At 71.9% G+C, this 17,611-nt stretch carries 14 protein-coding genes and 1 pseudogene; 10 read left to right on the plus strand and 5 right to left on the minus strand.

The genetic code is table 11. The features are described 5' to 3' along the window. The first annotated feature begins 44 nt into the window (after nt 1–44). From ACZ49J_RS41305 to ACZ49J_RS41320, 4 genes are read left to right on the plus strand one after another with little or no spacing between them, the layout of a single operon-like run. On the plus strand, nt 45–1,181 hold the full coding sequence (locus ACZ49J_RS41305; protein WP_467457117.1) for an acyl-CoA dehydrogenase family protein: 1,137 nt from the start codon (nt 45–47) through the stop codon (nt 1,179–1,181). A gap of 55 nt (nt 1,182–1,236) precedes the next feature. Next, a complete protein-coding gene (locus ACZ49J_RS41310; protein ID WP_467457116.1) occupies nt 1,237–2,841 on the plus strand; it encodes a 4-coumarate--CoA ligase family protein in 1,605 nt (534 codons plus the stop codon). Continuing rightward, a complete protein-coding gene (locus tag ACZ49J_RS41315; RefSeq protein WP_467457115.1) occupies nt 2,838–3,581 on the plus strand; it encodes an enoyl-CoA hydratase family protein in 744 nt (247 codons plus the stop codon). Before ACZ49J_RS41310 ends, ACZ49J_RS41315 begins: the two co-directional genes overlap by 4 nt. Continuing rightward, nucleotides 3,569–4,225, plus strand: coding sequence for a TetR/AcrR family transcriptional regulator (locus ACZ49J_RS41320; protein WP_467457114.1), 657 nt, complete (start codon nt 3,569–3,571; stop codon nt 4,223–4,225). The genes ACZ49J_RS41315 and ACZ49J_RS41320 overlap by 13 nt, the downstream gene beginning before the upstream one ends. A gap of 25 nt (nt 4,226–4,250) precedes the next feature. Here ACZ49J_RS41320 and pdxH read toward each other — a convergent pair whose 3' ends face one another. Next, nucleotides 4,251–4,880, minus strand: a complete 630-nt coding sequence (gene pdxH / locus ACZ49J_RS41325; protein ID WP_467457150.1) for a pyridoxamine 5'-phosphate oxidase — start codon at nt 4,878–4,880, stop codon at nt 4,251–4,253. Between the two features lie 316 nt (nt 4,881–5,196). Here pdxH and ACZ49J_RS41330 point away from each other — a divergent pair, with 316 nt between their 5' ends. Continuing rightward, nucleotides 5,197–6,297 carry a citrate synthase 2 gene (locus ACZ49J_RS41330; protein ID WP_467457113.1) on the plus strand — a complete coding sequence of 367 codons (1,101 nt, stop codon included), beginning with the start codon at nt 5,197–5,199 and terminating at the stop codon, nt 6,295–6,297. Between the two features lie 353 nt (nt 6,298–6,650). Here ACZ49J_RS41330 and ACZ49J_RS41335 read toward each other — a convergent pair whose 3' ends face one another. The 3 genes from ACZ49J_RS41335 to ACZ49J_RS41345 all read right to left on the minus strand — a co-directional run bounded on the left by ACZ49J_RS41335 (nt 6,651) and on the right by ACZ49J_RS41345 (nt 9,475). Continuing rightward, nucleotides 6,651–7,124 (minus strand): NUDIX hydrolase, encoded by a 474-nt coding sequence (locus tag ACZ49J_RS41335; RefSeq protein WP_467457111.1) that lies wholly within the window; start codon nt 7,122–7,124, stop codon nt 6,651–6,653. Between the two features lie 3 nt (nt 7,125–7,127). Then, entirely contained in the window at nt 7,128–8,567 is a 1,440-nt protein-coding gene (locus ACZ49J_RS41340) for a PAS domain-containing protein (protein ID WP_467457110.1), read from the minus strand. Nucleotides 8,568–8,722: 155 nt separating this feature from the next. Then, the gene (locus tag ACZ49J_RS41345) at nt 8,723–9,475 is read right to left on the minus strand and encodes an SIS domain-containing protein (RefSeq protein ID WP_467457108.1); all 753 of its coding nucleotides are present in this window, start codon (nt 9,473–9,475) and stop codon (nt 8,723–8,725) included. Between the two features lie 388 nt (nt 9,476–9,863). On the opposite strand from ACZ49J_RS41345, the gene ACZ49J_RS41350 reads away from it, so the two are divergent. The 3 genes and pseudogenes from ACZ49J_RS41350 to ACZ49J_RS41360 all read left to right on the plus strand — a co-directional run. Further along, the gene (locus ACZ49J_RS41350; protein WP_467457107.1) at nt 9,864–10,556 is read left to right on the plus strand and encodes a metal-dependent transcriptional regulator; all 693 of its coding nucleotides are present in this window, start codon (nt 9,864–9,866) and stop codon (nt 10,554–10,556) included. A gap of 811 nt (nt 10,557–11,367) precedes the next feature. After that, nucleotides 11,368–12,315 carry an alpha/beta fold hydrolase gene (locus ACZ49J_RS41355; RefSeq protein ID WP_467457105.1) on the plus strand — a complete coding sequence of 316 codons (948 nt, stop codon included), beginning with the start codon at nt 11,368–11,370 and terminating at the stop codon, nt 12,313–12,315. 207 nt (nt 12,316–12,522) lie between these two features. Continuing rightward, nucleotides 12,523–12,881, plus strand: a pseudogene (locus ACZ49J_RS41360) (lasso peptide biosynthesis B2 protein); the annotation flags it as partial. A gap of 181 nt (nt 12,882–13,062) precedes the next feature. Here the strand turns inward: ACZ49J_RS41360 and ACZ49J_RS41365 are convergent. After that, entirely contained in the window at nt 13,063–13,731 is a 669-nt protein-coding gene (locus ACZ49J_RS41365) for a bifunctional DNA primase/polymerase (RefSeq protein WP_467457104.1), read from the minus strand. A 308-nt stretch (nt 13,732–14,039) separates the two neighbouring features. Between ACZ49J_RS41365 and ACZ49J_RS41370 the strand changes: the two genes are divergently transcribed. Together ACZ49J_RS41370 and ACZ49J_RS41375 are read left to right on the plus strand one after the other, a co-directional pair. Continuing rightward, nucleotides 14,040–15,422 carry a transcriptional regulator gene (locus ACZ49J_RS41370; protein ID WP_467457102.1) on the plus strand — a complete coding sequence of 461 codons (1,383 nt, stop codon included), beginning with the start codon at nt 14,040–14,042 and terminating at the stop codon, nt 15,420–15,422. A gap of 221 nt (nt 15,423–15,643) precedes the next feature. Beyond that, nucleotides 15,644–17,335 (plus strand): hypothetical protein, encoded by a 1,692-nt coding sequence (locus tag ACZ49J_RS41375; protein WP_467457101.1) that lies wholly within the window; start codon nt 15,644–15,646, stop codon nt 17,333–17,335. The last annotated feature ends 276 nt before the right edge of the window (nt 17,336–17,611 follow it).

A 17,611-nucleotide genomic window follows, 5' to 3' on the forward strand; every position in this document is an offset into this window, starting at 1 on the left:
CGCACCCTCCAACGAACAACCTGTCCCACCCCCTTAGGAGCCCCATGTCCCCCGTCATGGAAACCGACGAACACAAGGCCCTACGAACCGCCGTCTCCGCCCTCGGCAAACGCCACGGCCGCACCTACGACCGAGAGGCACTCTGGCAGGAGGCAGCCGAACTCGGCTACCTCGGCGTCAACCTCCCCGAGGAGCACGGCGGCGGAGGCGGCGGCATCTACGAACTCTCCATGGTCCTCGAAGAGCTCGGCGCAGCCGGCGCCCCCCTGCTGATGATGATCGTCTCACCGGCCATCTGCGGCACCGTGATCGCACGCTTCGGCACCGAGCAACAGAAGCGAGAATGGCTGCCCGCTCTCGCCGGAGGCCTCCGCACCATGGCCTTCGGCATCACCGAACCCGACGCCGGCTCCAACTCCCACCGCATCACCACCACCGCCCGCCGGGACACCGACGGCGACTGGCTGCTCACGGGCCGCAAGGTGTTCGTCTCCGGCGTGGACATCGCCGACGCCACCCTCATAGTCGGCCGCACGGAAGACGCCCGATCCGGCACCCTCAAGCCTTGCCTGTTCATCGTCCCGCGCGACACCCCCGGCTTCGAACGACGGCCCATCGACATGGAGATCACCTCCGCCGAGAAACAGTTCGAGCTCACCCTCGACAACGTACGGCTCCCCGCCGACGCGCTCGTCGGAGACGAGGACGCGGGCCTCCTGCAGCTCTTCGCCGGCCTCAACCCCGAGCGCATCATGACCGCCGCGTTCGCCATCGGCATGGGCCGCTACGCGATCGCCAAAGCCGTCGAGTACGCCCGCGACCGCACCGTGTGGAAGACCCCCATCGGCGCCCACCAGGCCATCGCCCACCCCCTCGCCCAGGCCCACATCGAGCTCGAACTCGCCCGCCTGATGATGCAGAAGGCGGCGCACCTCTACGACTCGGGGGACGACGCGGCAGCGGGCGAGGCCGCCAACATGGCCAAGTACGCCGCCGGGGAGGCCTGCGTGAAGGCCGTCGACCAGGCGGTGCACACCCTCGGCGGCAACGGCCTCACCCGCGAGTTCGGACTGGGTTCCCTCATCACGGCCGCGCGCGTGTCTCGTATCGCACCGGTGAGCCGGGAGATGATTCTCAACTACGTCTCCCACCAGACCCTGGGCCTGCCCAAGTCGTACTGAGTGCGGGGGCGTCGCAGGCCGTACCCCGCAGCACACCGTCGTGCGAGGAGGAACCGTGTTCCGCAGCGAGTACGCAGAAGTCCCGGCCGTCGAACTCCCCATCCACGAGGCCGTCCTGGGCCGGGCCGCCGAGTTCGGCGACACACCCGCGCTGATCGACGGCGTCGACGGCACCACGATCACGTACGAGCAACTGGACCGCTTCCACCGGCGGCTGGCCGCCGCGTTCGCCGACACCGGCGTCGAGAAGGGCGACGTGCTCGCCCTGCACAGCCCGAACACGATCGCCTTCCCGACGGCCTTCTACGCCGCCACACGCGCGGGCGCCTCCGTCACCACCGTCCACCCGCTCGCCACACCCGACGAACTCGCCAAACAGCTCACCGACTCCGGCGCCCGCTGGATCGTCACCGTCTCCCCGCTGCTGGAGACGGCCCGCACCGCCGCCGAACGCGCCGGCGGCATCAGGGAGATATTCGTCTGCGACAGCGCACCCGGACACCGCTCCCTGATCGACATGCTCGCCACCACCGCCCCCGAACCGCACCTGACCACCGACCCCGTCGAGGACGTCGCCGCCCTGCCGTACTCCTCCGGCACGACCGGCGTCCCCAAGGGCGTCATGCTCACCCACCGGTCCATCGCCACCAACCTCGCCCAACTCGAACCCGTCATGACGGTGGGCCCCGGCGACCGCGTCCTCGCCGTCCTGCCCTTCTTCCACATCTACGGGCTCACGGCCCTCATGAACGCCCCCCTGAGGCTCGGCGCCACCGTCGTCGTCCTGCCGCGCTTCGACCTCGAGACGTTCCTCGCCGCGATCGAGACGCACCGCATCACCCACCTGTACGTGGCCCCACCGATCGTCCTCGCCCTCGCCAAGCACCCGGCGGTCACCCAGTACGACCTGTCGTCCCTGAAACACATCATCTCCGCCGCCGCGCCCCTGGACGCCCGCCTCGCCCACGCCTGCGCCCACCGCCTGGACCTGCCCCCCATCGCCCAGGGCTACGGCATGACGGAACTGTCACCCTGCACCCACCTGGTCCCCTTCGACAGCACCCAGGACGCGCCCCCCGGCACGGTCGGCAAACTCCTCCCCGGCACCGAGATGCGGATCGTCTCCCTCGACGACCCCGCCAAGGACGTCGGCATCGGCGAGGCCGGCGAGATCCTCATCCGCGGCCCCCAGGTCATGAAGGGCTACCTGGGACGCCCCGACGCCACCGCCGCCATGATCGACGAGGACGGCTGGCTGCACACCGGCGACGTCGGCCACACGGACGCCGGCGGCTGGCTGTTCATCGTCGACCGCGTCAAGGAACTCATCAAGTACAAAGGCTTCCAGGTCGCCCCCGCCGAACTCGAAGCCCTCCTCCTCACCCACCCCGGCATCGCCGACGCCGCCGTGATCGGCTTCTACAACGACGACAACAACGAGGTCCCGCACGCCTATGTCGTCCGCCAGCCCACCGCGACCGACCTCACCGAAGGCGAGGTCATGATGTACGTCGCCGAACGCGTCGCCCCCTACAAACGCGTCCGCCGCGTCACCTTCATCGCCGGCGTCCCCCGCGCCGCCTCCGGCAAGATCCTCCGCCGCGACCTGCGCGACCTCCAGGAACAGCGCAAGGTCCAGGAACTGAGGGAGAAGTCGTGACCGACCTCGTCCACGCCTCACACCACCGCGGCATCGTCACCCTGACCCTCGACTCACCGGCCAACCGCAACGCCCTGTCGGCCACCCTCGTCCGCGAACTCTCCGACGCGCTCACCCAGTGCGGCGACGACATCGGCGTACGCGCCGTCGTCCTCACCCACACCGGGAACACCTTCAGCGCGGGCGCCGACCTGCGGGACCCACCGCCCCCCAAAGCGGTGGTCAAGCTGATGAAGAAAATCGTCGCGCTGCCCAAGCCCGTCGTGGCCCGGGTCACGGGGCACGTAAGGGCGGGCGGCCTCGGCCTCCTCGGCGCCTGCGACATATCCGCGGCCTCCGCACAGGCCACCTTCGCCTTCACCGAGGTGCGCCTCGGCGTCGCCCCAGCGGTCATCTCCCTGCCCCTCCTCCCGCGCACGGACCCCCGCGCCCTCGCCCGCTACTACCTCACCGGCGAGACCTTCGGCCCCGCCGAGGCGGCCCGCATCGGCCTGATCACGGCCACGGGCGACGACGCCGACGTCGACGAGGTCCTCGCCCCCGTGCTCGACGGCCTGCGCCGCTCCTGCCCCCGGTCCCTCGCCGAGACGAAACGGCTGCTCACGGCTAAGGTGCTGCAGGGCTTCGACGAGGACCTGGGAGAGATGGCCCGGCTCTCGGCCCGGCTGTTCTCCACCCCGCACGCCCGCGAAGGGATGACGGCCTTCCTCGAACGACGGGATCCGGTATGGGTGGTATGAACACAATCGACCACGTTCGCGAACGCGTCCCCGAACGCGTACCCAAGCAGGACCGCAGCCGCGCCACCCGGCAACGGCTCCTGGAGGCCGCCGTGGCCTGCCTCGCCGAACACGGCTGGGCGGGCTCCACCGTCTCCGTCGTCGCCGAACGCGCCGGAGTCTCCCGAGGCGCCGCCCAGCACCACTTCCCGACCCGCGAGGACCTGTTCACCGCGGCCGTCGAGTACGTCGCCGAAGAGCGCTCCACGGCCCTGCGCGCCCTCTTCCCCGAGGGCGCCGCCGACCGCCGGGACGTGGTCGCCGCCCTCGTCGACCTCTACACAGGCCCCCTCTTCCGCGCCGCCCTCCACCTGTGGGTCGCCGCCTCCAACGAGGACCAGCTCCGCCCCAGGGTCACCGAGCTCGAGTCCCGCGTCGGCCGCGAGACACACCGCATCGCCGTGGACCTGCTCGGCGCCGACGAGTCCGTACCCGGCGTCCGCGAGACCGTCCAGGGCCTCCTCGACATGGCCCGCGGCCTCGGCCTCGCCAACCTCCTCACCGACGACACCGGCCGCCGGGACCGGGTGGTGGCACAGTGGGCACTCCTGCTGGAAGAGACGCTCAGCACACGAGCTGACCACGGAGCTGAACCACGGAGCTGATCCACAGAACTGATCATGGAACTGTTCACGGACTGAGCCGCTCCACCCGCCACACCCCGCCCGGCTCCGCCACATACCGCAACCGGTCGTGCAGCCGGTTGTGCCGCCCCTGCCAGAACTCCACCGACCGCGGTACGACCCGGAACCCACCCCAGTTCGGCGGCACGGGCACCTGCTCGTCCTCCGGGTAACGGGCGCTCAGCTCCCCGTACGCGGCGTCCAGTTCGGCACGCGAGGAGATCACCGCCGACTGCGCACTGGCCCAGGCCCCGAGCTGCGAACCGTGCGGCCGGGTCCGGAAGTACGCCGCCGTCTCGTCCCTCCCGGTCCGGCGGGCCGTACCGGTCACGACCACCTGCCGGGCGATCGGATGCCAGGGGAAGAGCAGCGACACGTACGGGTTCTCCGCCAGGTCGCGCGCCTTGCGGGAGTCGTAGTTCGTGTAGAAGACGAAGCCCTCCTCGTCGTACGCCTTCATCAGCACCGTACGAGAACTCGGCCGGCCCTGGGCGTCCGCCGTCGACACCACCATCGCGTTCGGCTCGAACACCGCGCCCTCGGCCGCGGCCTGCCGGAACCAGCGCTCGAACTGCGCCATCGGATGCCCGGCCAGCTCCCCCTCGTCGAGCCCTTCGGCCCGGTACTGCTTGCGCATGGCGGCGGGATCCGGAATCGGCTCGGCGGGGTCGTAGACGGACTCGTGGTCGGCTGCGTGGTCGGCGTCGTGGTCGCTCACATGGTCATCCTGCCGTATGCGCCGCGGCGCGCGCGGCCGGTGTGTTCCCTCGCTCCCCGGCCCACTTCCTGGCACTGAGTGCCGCCACCCCTCCCCAAAGATGGCACTCAGGGATACCGTGGAACCGACCGCGATCGCTCGCTTTCCGGCCGAGGGCCAGGTCAGTCCCTGCAAGCAGCCCACCCACCACACCATCCGTCCACCAACCGTCGCACACATCACGAGGAGCCGCCTGATGTCCGACTTCGTACCCGGACTCGAAGGAGTCGTCGCGTTCGAGACGGAGATCGCCGAACCGGACAAGGAAGGCGGCGCCCTGAGGTACCGGGGCGTCGACATCGAGGATCTGGTCGGCCACGTCTCCTTCGGCAACGTATGGGGCCTGCTCGTCGACGGAGCCTTCAACCCCGGCCTGCCCCCCGCCGAGCCCTTCCCCATCCCCATCCACTCGGGCGACATCCGCGTGGACGTCCAGTCGGCCCTCGCCATGCTGGCACCGGTCTGGGGCCTCAAACCCCTCCTCGACATCGACGCCGAACAGGCCCGCGAGGACCTCGCCCGTGCCGCCGTCATGGCCCTGTCCTACGTCGCCCAGTCCGCCCGCGGCCAGGGCCTGCCCATGGTCCCGCAGCGCGAGATCGACAAGGCCCAGTCCGTCGTCGAACGCTTCATGATCCGCTGGCGCGGCGAGCCCGACCCCAAGCACGTGGCAGCGGTCGACGCGTACTGGACGAGCGCCGCGGAACACGGCATGAACGCGTCCACCTTCACGGCCCGTGTCATCGCCTCCACGGGCGCGGACGTGGCGGCGGCCCTGTCGGGCGCGGTCGGAGCGATGTCCGGCCCGCTCCACGGCGGCGCCCCCTCCCGAGTCCTCCACATGATCGAGGAGATCGAGCGCACGGGAGACGCCGAGGCCTACGTCAAGCAGGCCCTGGACAGGGGCGAACGCCTCATGGGCTTCGGCCACCGCGTCTACCGAGCCGAGGACCCCCGCGCCCGAGTCCTCCGCCGCACGGCCCGCGAACTCGGCGCCCCCCGCTTCGAGATCGCCGAGGCCCTGGAGAAGGCCGCCCTGGCGGAACTCCACGCCCGCCGCCCCGACCGCGTCCTCGCCACGAACGTCGAGTTCTGGGCGGCCATCGTCCTGGACTTCGCCGAGGTCCCGGCCCACATGTTCACGTCCATGTTCACCTGCGCCCGCACGGCCGGCTGGTCGGCCCACATCCTGGAACAGAAGCGCACGGGCCGCCTGGTCCGCCCCTCGGCCCGCTACACGGGCCCGGGCAGCCGCAACCCGCGCGAGATCGAGGGCTACGAGGACATCGCCCACTGAGGCCCACCGAGGCCGTCCGGGTGCACTGAGACGCAGACGACCCGCAGACTCTGGTCCCTCGCCTCACGGCGGGGGAGCCGGCCGGACGTACCGGCGAGCCTGCGGGTCGGGTGACTGCGTTGGATTAGGCCGGCTGCACGCATTGCTCACGTGCCGGCCCGGCACTGCACTGCTGTGGTGACGGGCCGCTAGCCCGCAGCCACCTCACGCGTCCGGGATTCATACATCTGCCGAACCACCTCCTCTCTGTGTGCTGCCCACCTTAAGAACCGGCCTCAAGGCGCTCAAGCGATTTTTCGAGGGCATTACTCGGCGGTGTCCTTGCGGGAGCGCAGCCGTCGCCTCGCCGCAGGTCAGTGCTGAATCAGGCCACCGACCGGGACGGGAGCGACGTGGCCGGTCGCCGGGAGTGTCCGGGCCAGGGAGAGCCCGATGTCGACCAGCGATGACCGGCGCAGGCGACCGACGTCGGGGATCGGCGTCCAGACCGACTCGACGACGGGGCCGTTCGGTTCGGGCCGGGGTTGACCGCCGGTGATGCGGACCCGGTAGAAGACGCCGACATTCTGGTGGTCCGGTCCGCCGGGGACGGTGCGTTCGGCTGCGGGGATCACCCTGGAGTCGACGCCCAGCAGGCGTTCGACGACCGCGTCGCAGCCGGTTTCCTCCGCAACCTCCCGGATGACCGCGTCGAAGGGATCCTCTCCGTGCTCGACCCTGCCGCCTGGAAGGGTCCAGTTGGATTCGCCTTCTGGTGATACGCAACGGGCGAGCAGGACCCGCCCTTCCTCGACGCACACGGCGTACGCCGCCAGCCGGAAACTCAATGGCTACTCCACCAGCCCCGCCAGGTCCAGCGCCCCCGCGATCCGTGCCGCCACGTCCTCCGCGTACGTCGCGTCCGCGCGTTCGAACTGGGTGCGGCCCCGGGCGCGGAGGAAGGTGACGACGCCCAGGGTGCGGCCTCGGCTGCGCAGGACGGTGCACAGGGCGTGGACCGTGTCGGGGGGCCACTGGCGGGCGGTGGCCCATTCGCGGGTGGCTTCGGGGGTGGTGGTGTCGGCGCTGGCGCGTACGGAGCCGATGCGGTCGACGGACTGGAGGGCGGGGTGGCCGTCGGGGTAGCGGACGGGGAGGCCGGCGTGGCCGGTGAGGTGGCTGGGGCCGGGGGCGCCGGAGGGGGTGGCGGCGGCGCGTACGAGCCGTACGGGGGTGTCGGCGTCCGTGGTCGGGGCGGAGGCCAGCCGGTCGACGATCGCGTGGTCGGCGAAGCCGGCGAGGGAGAAGTCGAGGTGGACGGTGGCGGCCTCGGCGGGGTCCTCGCACTCGGCGGCGGCGCGTGCGGCCCGCTGGAGCTGGTTGGTGCGGAAGCGGAGCAGCGCGGCTTCCTGTTCGCTCAGTTTGGCTTCGGTGACGTCCTGGAAGAGCCAGCCGACGCCGAGGGGGACGGGTTCCTCCGTGAGGGGTGAGGCCAGGCGCAGGAAGCCACTGCGCCAGCAGCGCCGCTTCTCGCCGTCGGGGGTGCGCACGCCCACCCAGATCTCGGCGGGGGCGGGCGGGGCGCCTTCGGCGAGTACGTGGGTGAGGGCGCTCTCGACTTCCTCGACGCCCTGGGTGAGGAGCTCGCCGAGGGGGCGTCCGAGGACGGCGGTACGTCCGATGCCGAGGGAGCGGGCGGCGTGGGCGTTGACGACGGCGGGGCGGAGGTCGGCGTCGACGAGGAGGACGCCCCAGCTGGCGTCCTCCAGCAGCGCCTCGCTGAGGGCGATGGACCGCTCCAGGTCGATCTGGGCGTGGACCTCGCTGAAGGCGCAGTAGACGCCGGCGGGTTTGCCGTCGGGTCCGCGTACGGCGGCGGACTGGGTGCGCACGAGGACGCGTCCGCCGTCCTTGGTCAGCAGGGCGAACTCGTGCACCTGCCGTCCGGGGGCCTGCATGGCGGACATGAGCCGCCGCTCGACCTCCTCGGCGTCCGCGGTCCGTACGGCCCAGCCGGCGAATCCGTGCCGTCCGACGGCCTCGGTGGCGGTCCAGCCGAGGATGCGTTCGGCCTCGCGGTTCCAGTGGGTGACGGCTCCGTCGGCGTCGAAGGCGCAGAGCGCGGCGTCCATCCCGTCGAGCAGGGCGGCGAGGAGGTCCGAGTCGTCGCGCTCGGGTTCGTCCGCCTCGGCGGCGGGCTCGGCCGCGTCGGTCGCGGGTGTGTCCGGGTCGCGCTCGGGCTCGTCGGGCCCCAGCTCGTCCGTGGTTCCACTACGCCGGGAAGCACTCACCTGAACCCCCTGCAGGCTGCGTCCGCACGTACGGCGCGTCGGTTTGCTACTCGGTAGTCATTCAACTCGAACGTGACCCAGCGCACATCGGCTTCCCGCAAGATTGGGGGAAATCGTTGTACGCCGGATTTCCGTCCCAGGGTTCCCACGCTCCCCTAGCTCATGTAGAAGATCCGCTCGCCGTACTCGCGCATGATGCGGCTGTTCCACTCGTGGCCGCCGTCGACGTTGCCCGAGCGCAGGAGCGGGGGTTCGATGCCGCGGTCGGCGAGGGCGCCGGCGGCGGTGGCCATGACGGCCTGGAGGAGGGCGGTGGTGACGACGGTGGAGGCGGGGGCGAAGGGGGCCTCGATGTTCTCGGCGGTGAGTTCCGCGTCGCCCACGGGGATCTTGGAGTCGAGGACGATGTCGCAGTGGTCCTTGAGGTAGGTGCCGGAGGAGTGCCGGGAGGTCGTCCGCGAGGCGTACGCCACCGAGGTCACGCCGATGACCTTGACGCCGAGCTCGCGGGCGTGCGTGGCCATCTCGACCGGGAGGGCGTTGCGGCCGGAGAGGGAAATGATCACCAGGAGGTCGCCGGAGCTGAGTGGGCTGTTGTCGAGGACGGCGGTCGCGAGGCCGTCGACCCGTTCCAGGGCGGAGCCCAGGGTGGCGGGTGCTTCCACGCCGACGGCGCCGGGGACGGCGAGGAGGTTCATCAGGGCGAGGCCGCCCGCGCGGTAGACCATGTCCTGGGCGGCGAGGGAGGAGTGCCCGGCGCCGAACGCGAAGAGCCGGCCGCCGTCGGCCACGGTGTCCGCGATCAGCGTGCCGGCTGCCGTGATGGCCTCCGTCTCCTCGTCGCGCACCTGTCGCAGCAGGTCCGTCGCGGCGTCGAGGAACCGCTCGGCCAGCTTGCCGTCGCCCATCCGAAACAGCCCTTCCGGCTCTGGTCGTGCCCGTGCGGCACGTCGTTCTTCGTCGTCGTGCGTCGTGCGTCGTGCGTCGTGCGCTGCGCCGCACGCGTACGTTCGTCGTTGTGCGTCGTCCGTCGTGCCGTGCGGAGGATGCTGATCACGGTGCGGTCTGGACCACTTCCGTGTCAATACGGGCGGCCGGGGCCCTTCCGGTGTGGCGGACCCTGCCCCGAGGGGACGGATCCGCGCTGCCGTCGGTACGGTCGTGACCCCGGTCGTCACGGCGTGGTTTCCACGGCGCGGCACGGTTGTCGGTGGTATCCGGCAGAATTGGACGCAGGGCCAGCGCACACGCCGGGGGCCGTCGAGCCCTCGGCAGATCTCATCGAGGGGCACACGAATGTCCGGACTGATCGACACCACGGAGATGTATCTCCGCACCATCCTCGAACTGGAGGAGGAAGGTGTGGTCCCGATGCGCGCCCGGATCGCCGAGCGGCTCGACCAGAGCGGCCCGACGGTCAGCCAGACGGTGGCGCGCATGGAGCGCGACGGTCTGGTGTCGGTCGCCCCGGACCGCCACCTGGAGTTCACGGACGAGGGCCGCCGTCTGGCGACGCGCGTGATGCGCAAGCACCGGCTGGCGGAGTGTCTCCTCGTCGATGTGATCGGCCTGGAGTGGGAGCAGGTGCACGCGGAGGCGTGCCGCTGGGAGCACGTGATGAGCGAGGCCGTGGAGCGTCGCGTGCTGGAGCTGCTGCGCCACCCGACCGAGTCGCCGTACGGGAATCCGATCCCGGGCCTGGAGGAGCTGGGCGAGAAGGACGGCGCGGACCCGTTCCTCGACGAGGGAATGGTGTCGCTGGCCGATCTGGACCCGGGCGTGGAGGGCAAGACCGTCGTCGTGCGGCGTATCGGTGAGCCGATCCAGACGGACGCGCAGCTGATGTACACGCTGCGGCGGGCGGGCGTGCAGCCGGGTTCCGTGGTGAGCGTGACGGAGTCGGCGGGCGGTGTGCTCGTGGGCAGCGGCGGCGAGGCCGCGGAGCTGCGGTCCGACGTCGCCTCGCACGTCTTCGTGGCCAAGCGCTGAGCGGTCGCACCCCGGCCGGGGTGACATGTCCGGCCGTCAGGCCAGGGTGCTCAACTGGCGGGGTGGGAGCGCCTGTTGGGCCGGGGTGGCGACTCGGGGCCGGGTTCGGATGGATCCGGGATTCAACTCGTCCGAACGGCAGCGCTCGCGCCGTTCGCGTGCGAGGCTTGCGCGTGAGGCATATGACCTGAGGGCTCTTGGCCGACCGGGGCGGTGACGTCGCGGTGGGCCGGGGAAGGGGCGGGATGATGTGCCGCGGAAGCGTGGAGGGCCCCGGCGCCGTGTGGCGCCGGGGCCTGTCCTCCCCTGTGCTGACCCGGAGCCCCGAGCTCTCAGGGTCATCCCCCTCGGACCGTTTTCCCCGAGCGGTCCGCCTCCCGGTGAAGATCTCCCCTCGGCGACGGCGGGCAATCCTTGGAGGGTGTCACTCGATTGAGGGGTGTTGTCGCCGGAAACGGCGTCTTCGAATGCATATTCGATAACCTGGGGTCCGTTGCAGGTGTGGGGGAAGAAGGCGGCGGAGATACGGAAGCGCTTCCGGGGGTCGTGCGCCGTTCTGTGCGCACGTGACGTATCGAGCGGGACGCGCGCTGTAACAATCGGAGTGGGTCGCCACAGACGGCACGCGGAAGCGACACAACTTCAGCACCACAGCAGCACAGCGGCAGACAGCAGCACGGCAGCGGCGGCAGCAGTCGCGACAGCAAGAGCAAGGCAGTAGCAGGAGCAGCGGAACGACAGCTGTAGGACGAGTGGACCGGTCGGCTTCGAGCGGAAGCGAGCGGTCCGAGTTGGAGCCTGGGGGGTGCCAATGGTGCGGCGCATCGACGTGACCGGAGCGGGCGGCGTACGTCTCGCTGCCTGGGAGTTCGGGGACCCTCCGAAGGCCGATCCCCCGGGAGCAGATCCCGTGGACGGGTCCGGTCCCCGGGACGGGGCGCGGGGTGCGACGACCGGAGCACCGGACACCGGGACCGCACAGGCGCCCAGCGTGTTGTTATTGCACGGGCTCATGGGCCGTGCCTCGCACTGGGCCCCCACCGCCCGCTGGCTCTCCGAGCGGCGCCGTGCCGTCGCGCTCGACCAGCGGGGCCACGGCCAGAGCGAGAAGCCGTCCCAGGCGGAGTACACCCGTGAGGCCTACGTCGACGATGCCGAGGCCGCCCTCGAACAGCTCGGGCTCGCCCCGGCCGTCCTCATCGGGCACGCGATGGGCGCGCTGACCGCCTGGCAGCTCGCCGCCAAGCGCCCGGACCTGGTGCGGGGTCTGATCATCTGCGACATGCGGGCCTCCGCGCTGGGAGCGGCCTCCCAGAGGGAGTGGGAGAACTGGTTCAAGGCCTGGCCGCTGCCCTTCGCCACACTGGCCGACGTCCGCAAGTGGTTCGGCGAGGACGATCCCTGGGTGGAGCGCCCCAACCCGTCGCGCGGGGAGTTCTACGCCGAGGTCATGCACGAGTCCCCGGACGGCTGGCGTCCGGTCTTCGACCTCGACCAGATGCTCAAGAGCCGTGAGACCTGGGTGTACGACGCGCACTGGGAGGAACTCGCCCAGGTCCAGTGCCCGGCGCTCGTGGTGCGCGGCCTCGACGGTGAGCTGGGCCGTGCGGAGTCCCAGGAGATGGTGCGCGTCCTGCCGCACGGTCAGTACGCGGAGGTCGCCGACGCGGGGCATCTTGTCCACTATGACCAGCCGGACGCGTGGCGCTCCGCGATCGAGCCGTTTCTGGACCGGTTCGCTCCGCCGGGTTCGGACTGAGACGGTGTCCTGCGTGGTGAGGGGGCAGGCGGCCGTCGGCACACTGGGGCTGCCCCGGCCCCGGTAGCGGATCGCCGAACGGCTCGCGGACACCCGGCCGGTGACCCGGGAGCGGGCGGGCCGCCGACGTCACCGCGCTGGTCGGACACCTCGTCCGGGAAGGGCTGGTCTCCGACTCGTGAGTCAGCTTCCGGACACCGGTGGCATCCGGCCGGCGCCCGGCTCGCCGCCCGCGCCGCCGTCGCCGCAGCCCAGTCGCTTGCCCGCCTGCCACCACACCGGATCCGTGCTGTCCTGGGCCTGGTGCGGCGGGGCGCCCGGCTGGGTCTGGTGCGGCGGGGCGCCCGGCCCGCGCGGTGCGAGGAGGCCTCGCGGGCGCGGCGGGAGGTGACGGCCGTCAGCACCCTCCGCGCGGGCCGCTACTGCCTCCAACGCTCGCCGGCCACCGCCCTGTTGTGCCGGTGCGGGGCCACTGGCCCACCTGGTGCAGCGGGGTGCCTACCTCACCCTTCGCGGCGCATGCCTGGGTCGAGGCCGAGGGCAGGCCTGTGAGCGAGCCGGACGACACCGCACCACCTACCGGGCGAACAGCGTCTCTCAGGCGTGTCCCGTGTTCCGCCGCCCTGCGTCCACCGTCTACGAGGGGGCCTTTGATCCGGGGGTCGTCTTTGGGTGCGGGTCGTCGTGGCTGGTCGCGCCCACGGCTCACCCGCGGTCGCGCAACAACCAGCCCCCAACTCCGAGGCGTTACCGCCGTCCGTCCCGCCCGCACGCGTACGCCAGCGGAGAGATCAGCTCCTCCGCGTCCGGCAACCACCGATTCGCGGGCGTGGGGCGCCGAGCCCACTGAACGGCCCCCCGCGACCCGTACCGAGTCGGCGGAGCCGTCACGTACTGGCCCTCGCCCAGCGCCGTCAGGTCGAGCGACAGCGGTGACCAGCCCAGCTTCCGTACGAGGTCGGGGACCTTCACCGACGCGCCGGGCAGCACGAAGAACTGCATCCGGCGGTCCGGTGTCCAGGTCACCGGACCGAGCGTGAGATCCATGCGCTCCATCCGGGCCAGCGCCAGCAACCCCGCGCTCTCCGGCACGTCGATCGCGTCGAACGTGTGCCCCGTCGGCAGCAGGATCGACGCGGTCGGCTGCTGCGACCACATCCGGCGCGCGACGGTCGCACTGCCCGTGGCCTGGGACGCCCAGTCCTCATGCGCCGGGTGTGCGCCGGGGGCGGCGCACGCGGGCTGGCCGCAGGAGCACTGCTGCACCCCGTCGACGGCTTCCAGCCACGTACCCGGGCACACGTCCCAGTGGCGTTCTTCGGCGTAACGAACAGCGGCTTCCAGGAGCGATTCGCCGCGCTGCTGGGGAATTTGGGCAGCTTCAGGGCCCGCGATGGTCTCTTCCACGATGAGCACAACTCTAGCCGCCAGCAGGGGTTACGGATGCCACATGCGCGGGGGAGGAGCACCCGTTCGGTGTCCGGGGCGCATGGGTGCACATCCGGGGGCGCGCAGGAGGAACGGCAGCGGCGCTGGGTAGCCACGTGTGGGGGAAACGGTCAAGGACGCCAGCCGCCTTTACCCCGGCAATCCTCGCATGCCTCGCATTGTCGTCATGTCGGCGGGGCATTGATCTTCAAGGCCGGTTTCTTTCGGTTCTCCGGTCACTGAGGACACGTCAACTCGGTGCGTGGGCAGGCACCGCATGCCACAGGGGGTACGCCATGGCCGCAAGGCCTCTCGTCGCCAGGCAGCCGAACGAACGACTGCAGGCACTCATCCAGGAAGCCGGCTGCTCCAACGCGGGGCTGGCCCGGCGGGTGAACATGTGCGGCGCGGAACACGGTCTGGATCTGCGCTACGACAAGACGTCCGTGGCGCGCTGGCTGCGAGGGCAGCAGCCGCGCGGGCGGGCACCCGCCATCATCGCCGAGGCGCTCGGCCGCAAGCTGGGGCGTACGGTCACGATCGACGAGATCGGCATGGCCAACGGCAAGAACCTCGCCTCGGGCGTGGGCCTTCACTTCTCACCGACCGTGCTGGGCGCCATCGAGCAGGTCTGCGAGCTGTGGCGCAGCGACGTCGGCCGGCGGGACTTCCTCTCGGGCTCGTCCGTCGCCGCGTCCGCGCTGGTCGAGCCGAGCCGTGACTGGCTGATCTCCGCGCCCGACTCGCAGGTGTCGCGCTCGGCCGGGCCGCGGGTCGGGCGGTCCGACGTGGCCGCCGTGAAGGCGATGACCCAGGCGCTGGTGGACCTCGACCACCAGTACGGCAGCGGGCACGTGCGCCCGGTCCTCGTGCACTACCTGAACAGCGTGGTCTCGGGGCTGCTGGCGGGCTCGTACCGCGAGGCCGTGGGGCGTGAACTGTTCGCGGCGGTCGCGCGGTTGACGGAGCTCGCCGGGTACATGGCCGTCGACACCGGGCAGCCGGGCCTGGCCCAGCGCTACTACATCCAGGCGCTGCGGCTCGCGCAGGCCGCGGGCGACCGCGGGTACGGCGGATACGTGCTGGCCGCGTCCATGAGCCACCTGGCGGCGCAGCTCGGGAACCCGAGGGAGATCGCGCAACTGGCGCGCGCGGCGCAGGAAGGGGCCCGGGGGCGTGTGACACCGCGCGCGGAGGCCATGTTCCACGCCGCCGAGGCGCGGGGGCACGCGCTGCTGGGCGACGCGCGGGCGGCTCAACTGTCGTCCGGGCGGGCGGTCACGGCCCTGGAGGCGGCCGATCCGGCGTCCGGGGACGACCCGGTGTGGATCGCGCACTTCGACGAGGCGTACCTGGCCGACGAGTTGGCCCACTGCCACCGCGACCTCGGGCAGGCGGAGGCGGCGGCGCGGTGTGCGCGGCAGTCCCTCGACGGGCATCCCGAGTCCCGCGCCCGGCGCCGGGCGATCGGTCTCGTGCTGCTGGCCACCGCGCAGGTGCAGCAGCGCGAGGTGGAACAGGCCTGTCACACGGCGTCGCAGGCGGTCGACCTGCTCGGCACGCTGCGGTCCAACCGGGGTGCCGAGTATCTGGAGGACTTCCAGCAGCGGCTGGAGCCGTTCGGGGACGAGCCGGCGGTGCGGGAGTTCGGGGCGCGGGTGGAGTTGCAGGCGGCCTAGCTCCGCCGGCCGCGCGGTTTCGGGGTGCCTCGCCGGGGTGCGGGTTTGTCGTGGCTGGTCGCGTCCACGCGGCGGAGCCGCATATTCCACACAGCCGCGCCCCTTGTTGGGCCGCCCGGCGCCCCGTGACGCATCACGCCCCCTGCTGCGTGGCACCCGGTTCCGGCGAACCGGTAGCGTTAACCGACGATTCCGAAGGTCCCCCATCAGTAGGAGTCCCGGTGACGCAGAGTGGACAGGGCGAGGAGCCCTCGGCGCGGGTTCCGCGCGAAGGCATCGTGCTGCCCTCCGACGGCAGCGCTCCTCTGCTTCCCGGCGAGCAGCAGGCGGCACCGGCTCCGGGCCGGTCCTGGGACGAGCCGTGGGGGCCGGACCCGTCGGCGGCTCCGGCCCCGCCGCCTGCCCAGCCGTGGTACGGACCGGGACAGCAGCAGGGCGGGGCCCCGGCCCAGGAGTGGGGCGAGCACAGCTGGGGCGCACCGCCACCACAGGCCCACGAGCAGCCGCAGCAGCCCTATGCCCAGGCGCCGCAGTCACCGTACTCCCAGGCGCAGCACCAGCAGCCGTACCCTCAGGCGCAGCACCAGCAGGCTCAGCCCGCGTCGGGTGCGTTGCCGCCCGAGACCGACCAGTCGCCGTCGTACGGGGCAGCGCCCGGCGGGCCCTCGCAGGCGGCACCCCTGCCCCCGCAGGCAGGCGTGGTCGACCGGCAGTCGGGCAGCCCGCTCCCGCCGCAGGAGACTCAGGCGCCGTCCGCGGAGCAGAGCGCTCCGTTGCCGCCCGCCGCTCCGGCCGACGAGGGCGCCACCCAGTACATACCCCCGGTCGCCGCCCACCCCGGGGACGAGGCGGCGACGCAGTACCTCCCGCCGGTCGGCCCGGGTGCCCTTCCGCCCGAGGCGTCCGGCACGTCCCAGGCCTCCTCCGAGGAGACGCAGTACCTGGGGCACCTCTCCAGACCCGGCGCCGGACCCATGCCGGGAGCGGGCCCGCTGCCGCCCGTGGCGGCCCCCGGGGGTCCCGACGCGCAGGCCACGCAGTACATCCCACCCGTGCCTCCACAGCCGGCACAGCCGTACGGGACAGGCGGGGGCCCCGGCGCAGCCGGGCAGCAGCAGCCGCCGCCGCAGCCGCAGCCCGACGTCTTCGACAGCCTCTTCCGCAGCGAGCCGGGCGGCGAAGGGGCCTCGGCCACCCAGCAGATGCCCCGCTTCGAGCCCTCGCAGGCGCCCTACGGAGACGGAGGGCGGGCAGCGGGCCGGCGCGACGGCGGGGAGCGGGGCCGTACGCGCTCCCGCGTGCCCCTCATCGCGGCCGTCGGCGTCGGCATCGCCACGCTCGGCGTCGGCGCGGGCGCCCTGCTCAGCAGCAGCGGCGGCGACGGCGAACAGAAGGCGGACAACAAGCCCGTCGCGGCCGCCTCCGACGCCGCCGGGTCGCCGTCCGCGTCCGCCGATCCGGCCAAGGAGCAGGCGGTCGCCCTCGACAAGCTCCTCGCGGACAGCGGCGACAGCCGTAGCGCCGTGATCAACGCGGTGGCGGACATCAAGCGCTGCGACAACCTCTCCCAGGCCGCCTCCGACCTGCGGGACGCGGCCAAGCAGCGCGCCGACCTGGTCACGCGCCTGTCCCGGCTCTCCGTCGACGAGCTGCCGAACCACGCGGCGCTGACCACCGCGCTCACCAACGCCTGGAAGGCCTCCGCGTCGGCGGACAACCACTACGCCGCCTGGGCCGACCAGACCGGCAGGAAGAAGGGCTGCCGGAAGGGCCAGGCCCGCACCACGCCCCAGGCCCAGGCGGGCAACACCGCCAGCGGCACGGCGAGCGCCGAGAAGACCAAGGCCGCCAGGATGTGGAACTCCATCGCGTCCACCTACGGACTCACCCCGCGCCAGCCCACACAACTGTGAATCCCGGCCGAAGGTGACCACCGGCCTGGTCCCGTGACCGTCGGCCCACCGGCCGCCACCGGGCCCTGGCCCCCCGGTCCAACCTCCGTGCCCCCGGGCCACTGCCTGGATTCCGGGCCACTGCCTGGATTCCGGGCCAGCACCTGGATTCCGGGCCAGCACCTGGATTCCGGGCCAGCACCTGGATTCCGGGCCAGCACCTGGATTCCGGGCCAGCACCTGGATTCCGGGCCAGCACCTGGATTCCGGGCCAGCACCTGGATTCCGGGCCAGCAC

The organism is Streptomyces sp. NPDC030840 (assembly GCF_055572015.1).

Bases quoted from the DNA above. Each gene is read 5' to 3' on its own strand.
- ACZ49J_RS41305 (WP_467457117.1), top strand. From the start codon at position 45: ATGTCCCCCGTCATGGAAACCGACGAACACAAGGCCCTACGAACCGCC.
- ACZ49J_RS41320 (WP_467457114.1), top strand. From the start codon at position 3,569: ATGGGTGGTATGAACACAATCGACCACGTTCGCGAACGCGTCCCCGAA.
- pdxH (WP_467457150.1), bottom strand. From the start codon at position 4,880: ATGCGCAAGCAGTACCGGGCCGAAGGGCTCGACGAGGGGGAGCTGGCC.
- ACZ49J_RS41330 (WP_467457113.1), top strand. From the start codon at position 5,197: ATGTCCGACTTCGTACCCGGACTCGAAGGAGTCGTCGCGTTCGAGACG.
- ACZ49J_RS41345 (WP_467457108.1), bottom strand. From the start codon at position 9,475: ATGGGCGACGGCAAGCTGGCCGAGCGGTTCCTCGACGCCGCGACGGAC.
- ACZ49J_RS41350 (WP_467457107.1), top strand. From the start codon at position 9,864: ATGTCCGGACTGATCGACACCACGGAGATGTATCTCCGCACCATCCTC.
- ACZ49J_RS41355 (WP_467457105.1), top strand. From the start codon at position 11,368: ATGGTGCGGCGCATCGACGTGACCGGAGCGGGCGGCGTACGTCTCGCT.
- ACZ49J_RS41370 (WP_467457102.1), top strand. From the start codon at position 14,040: ATGGCCGCAAGGCCTCTCGTCGCCAGGCAGCCGAACGAACGACTGCAG.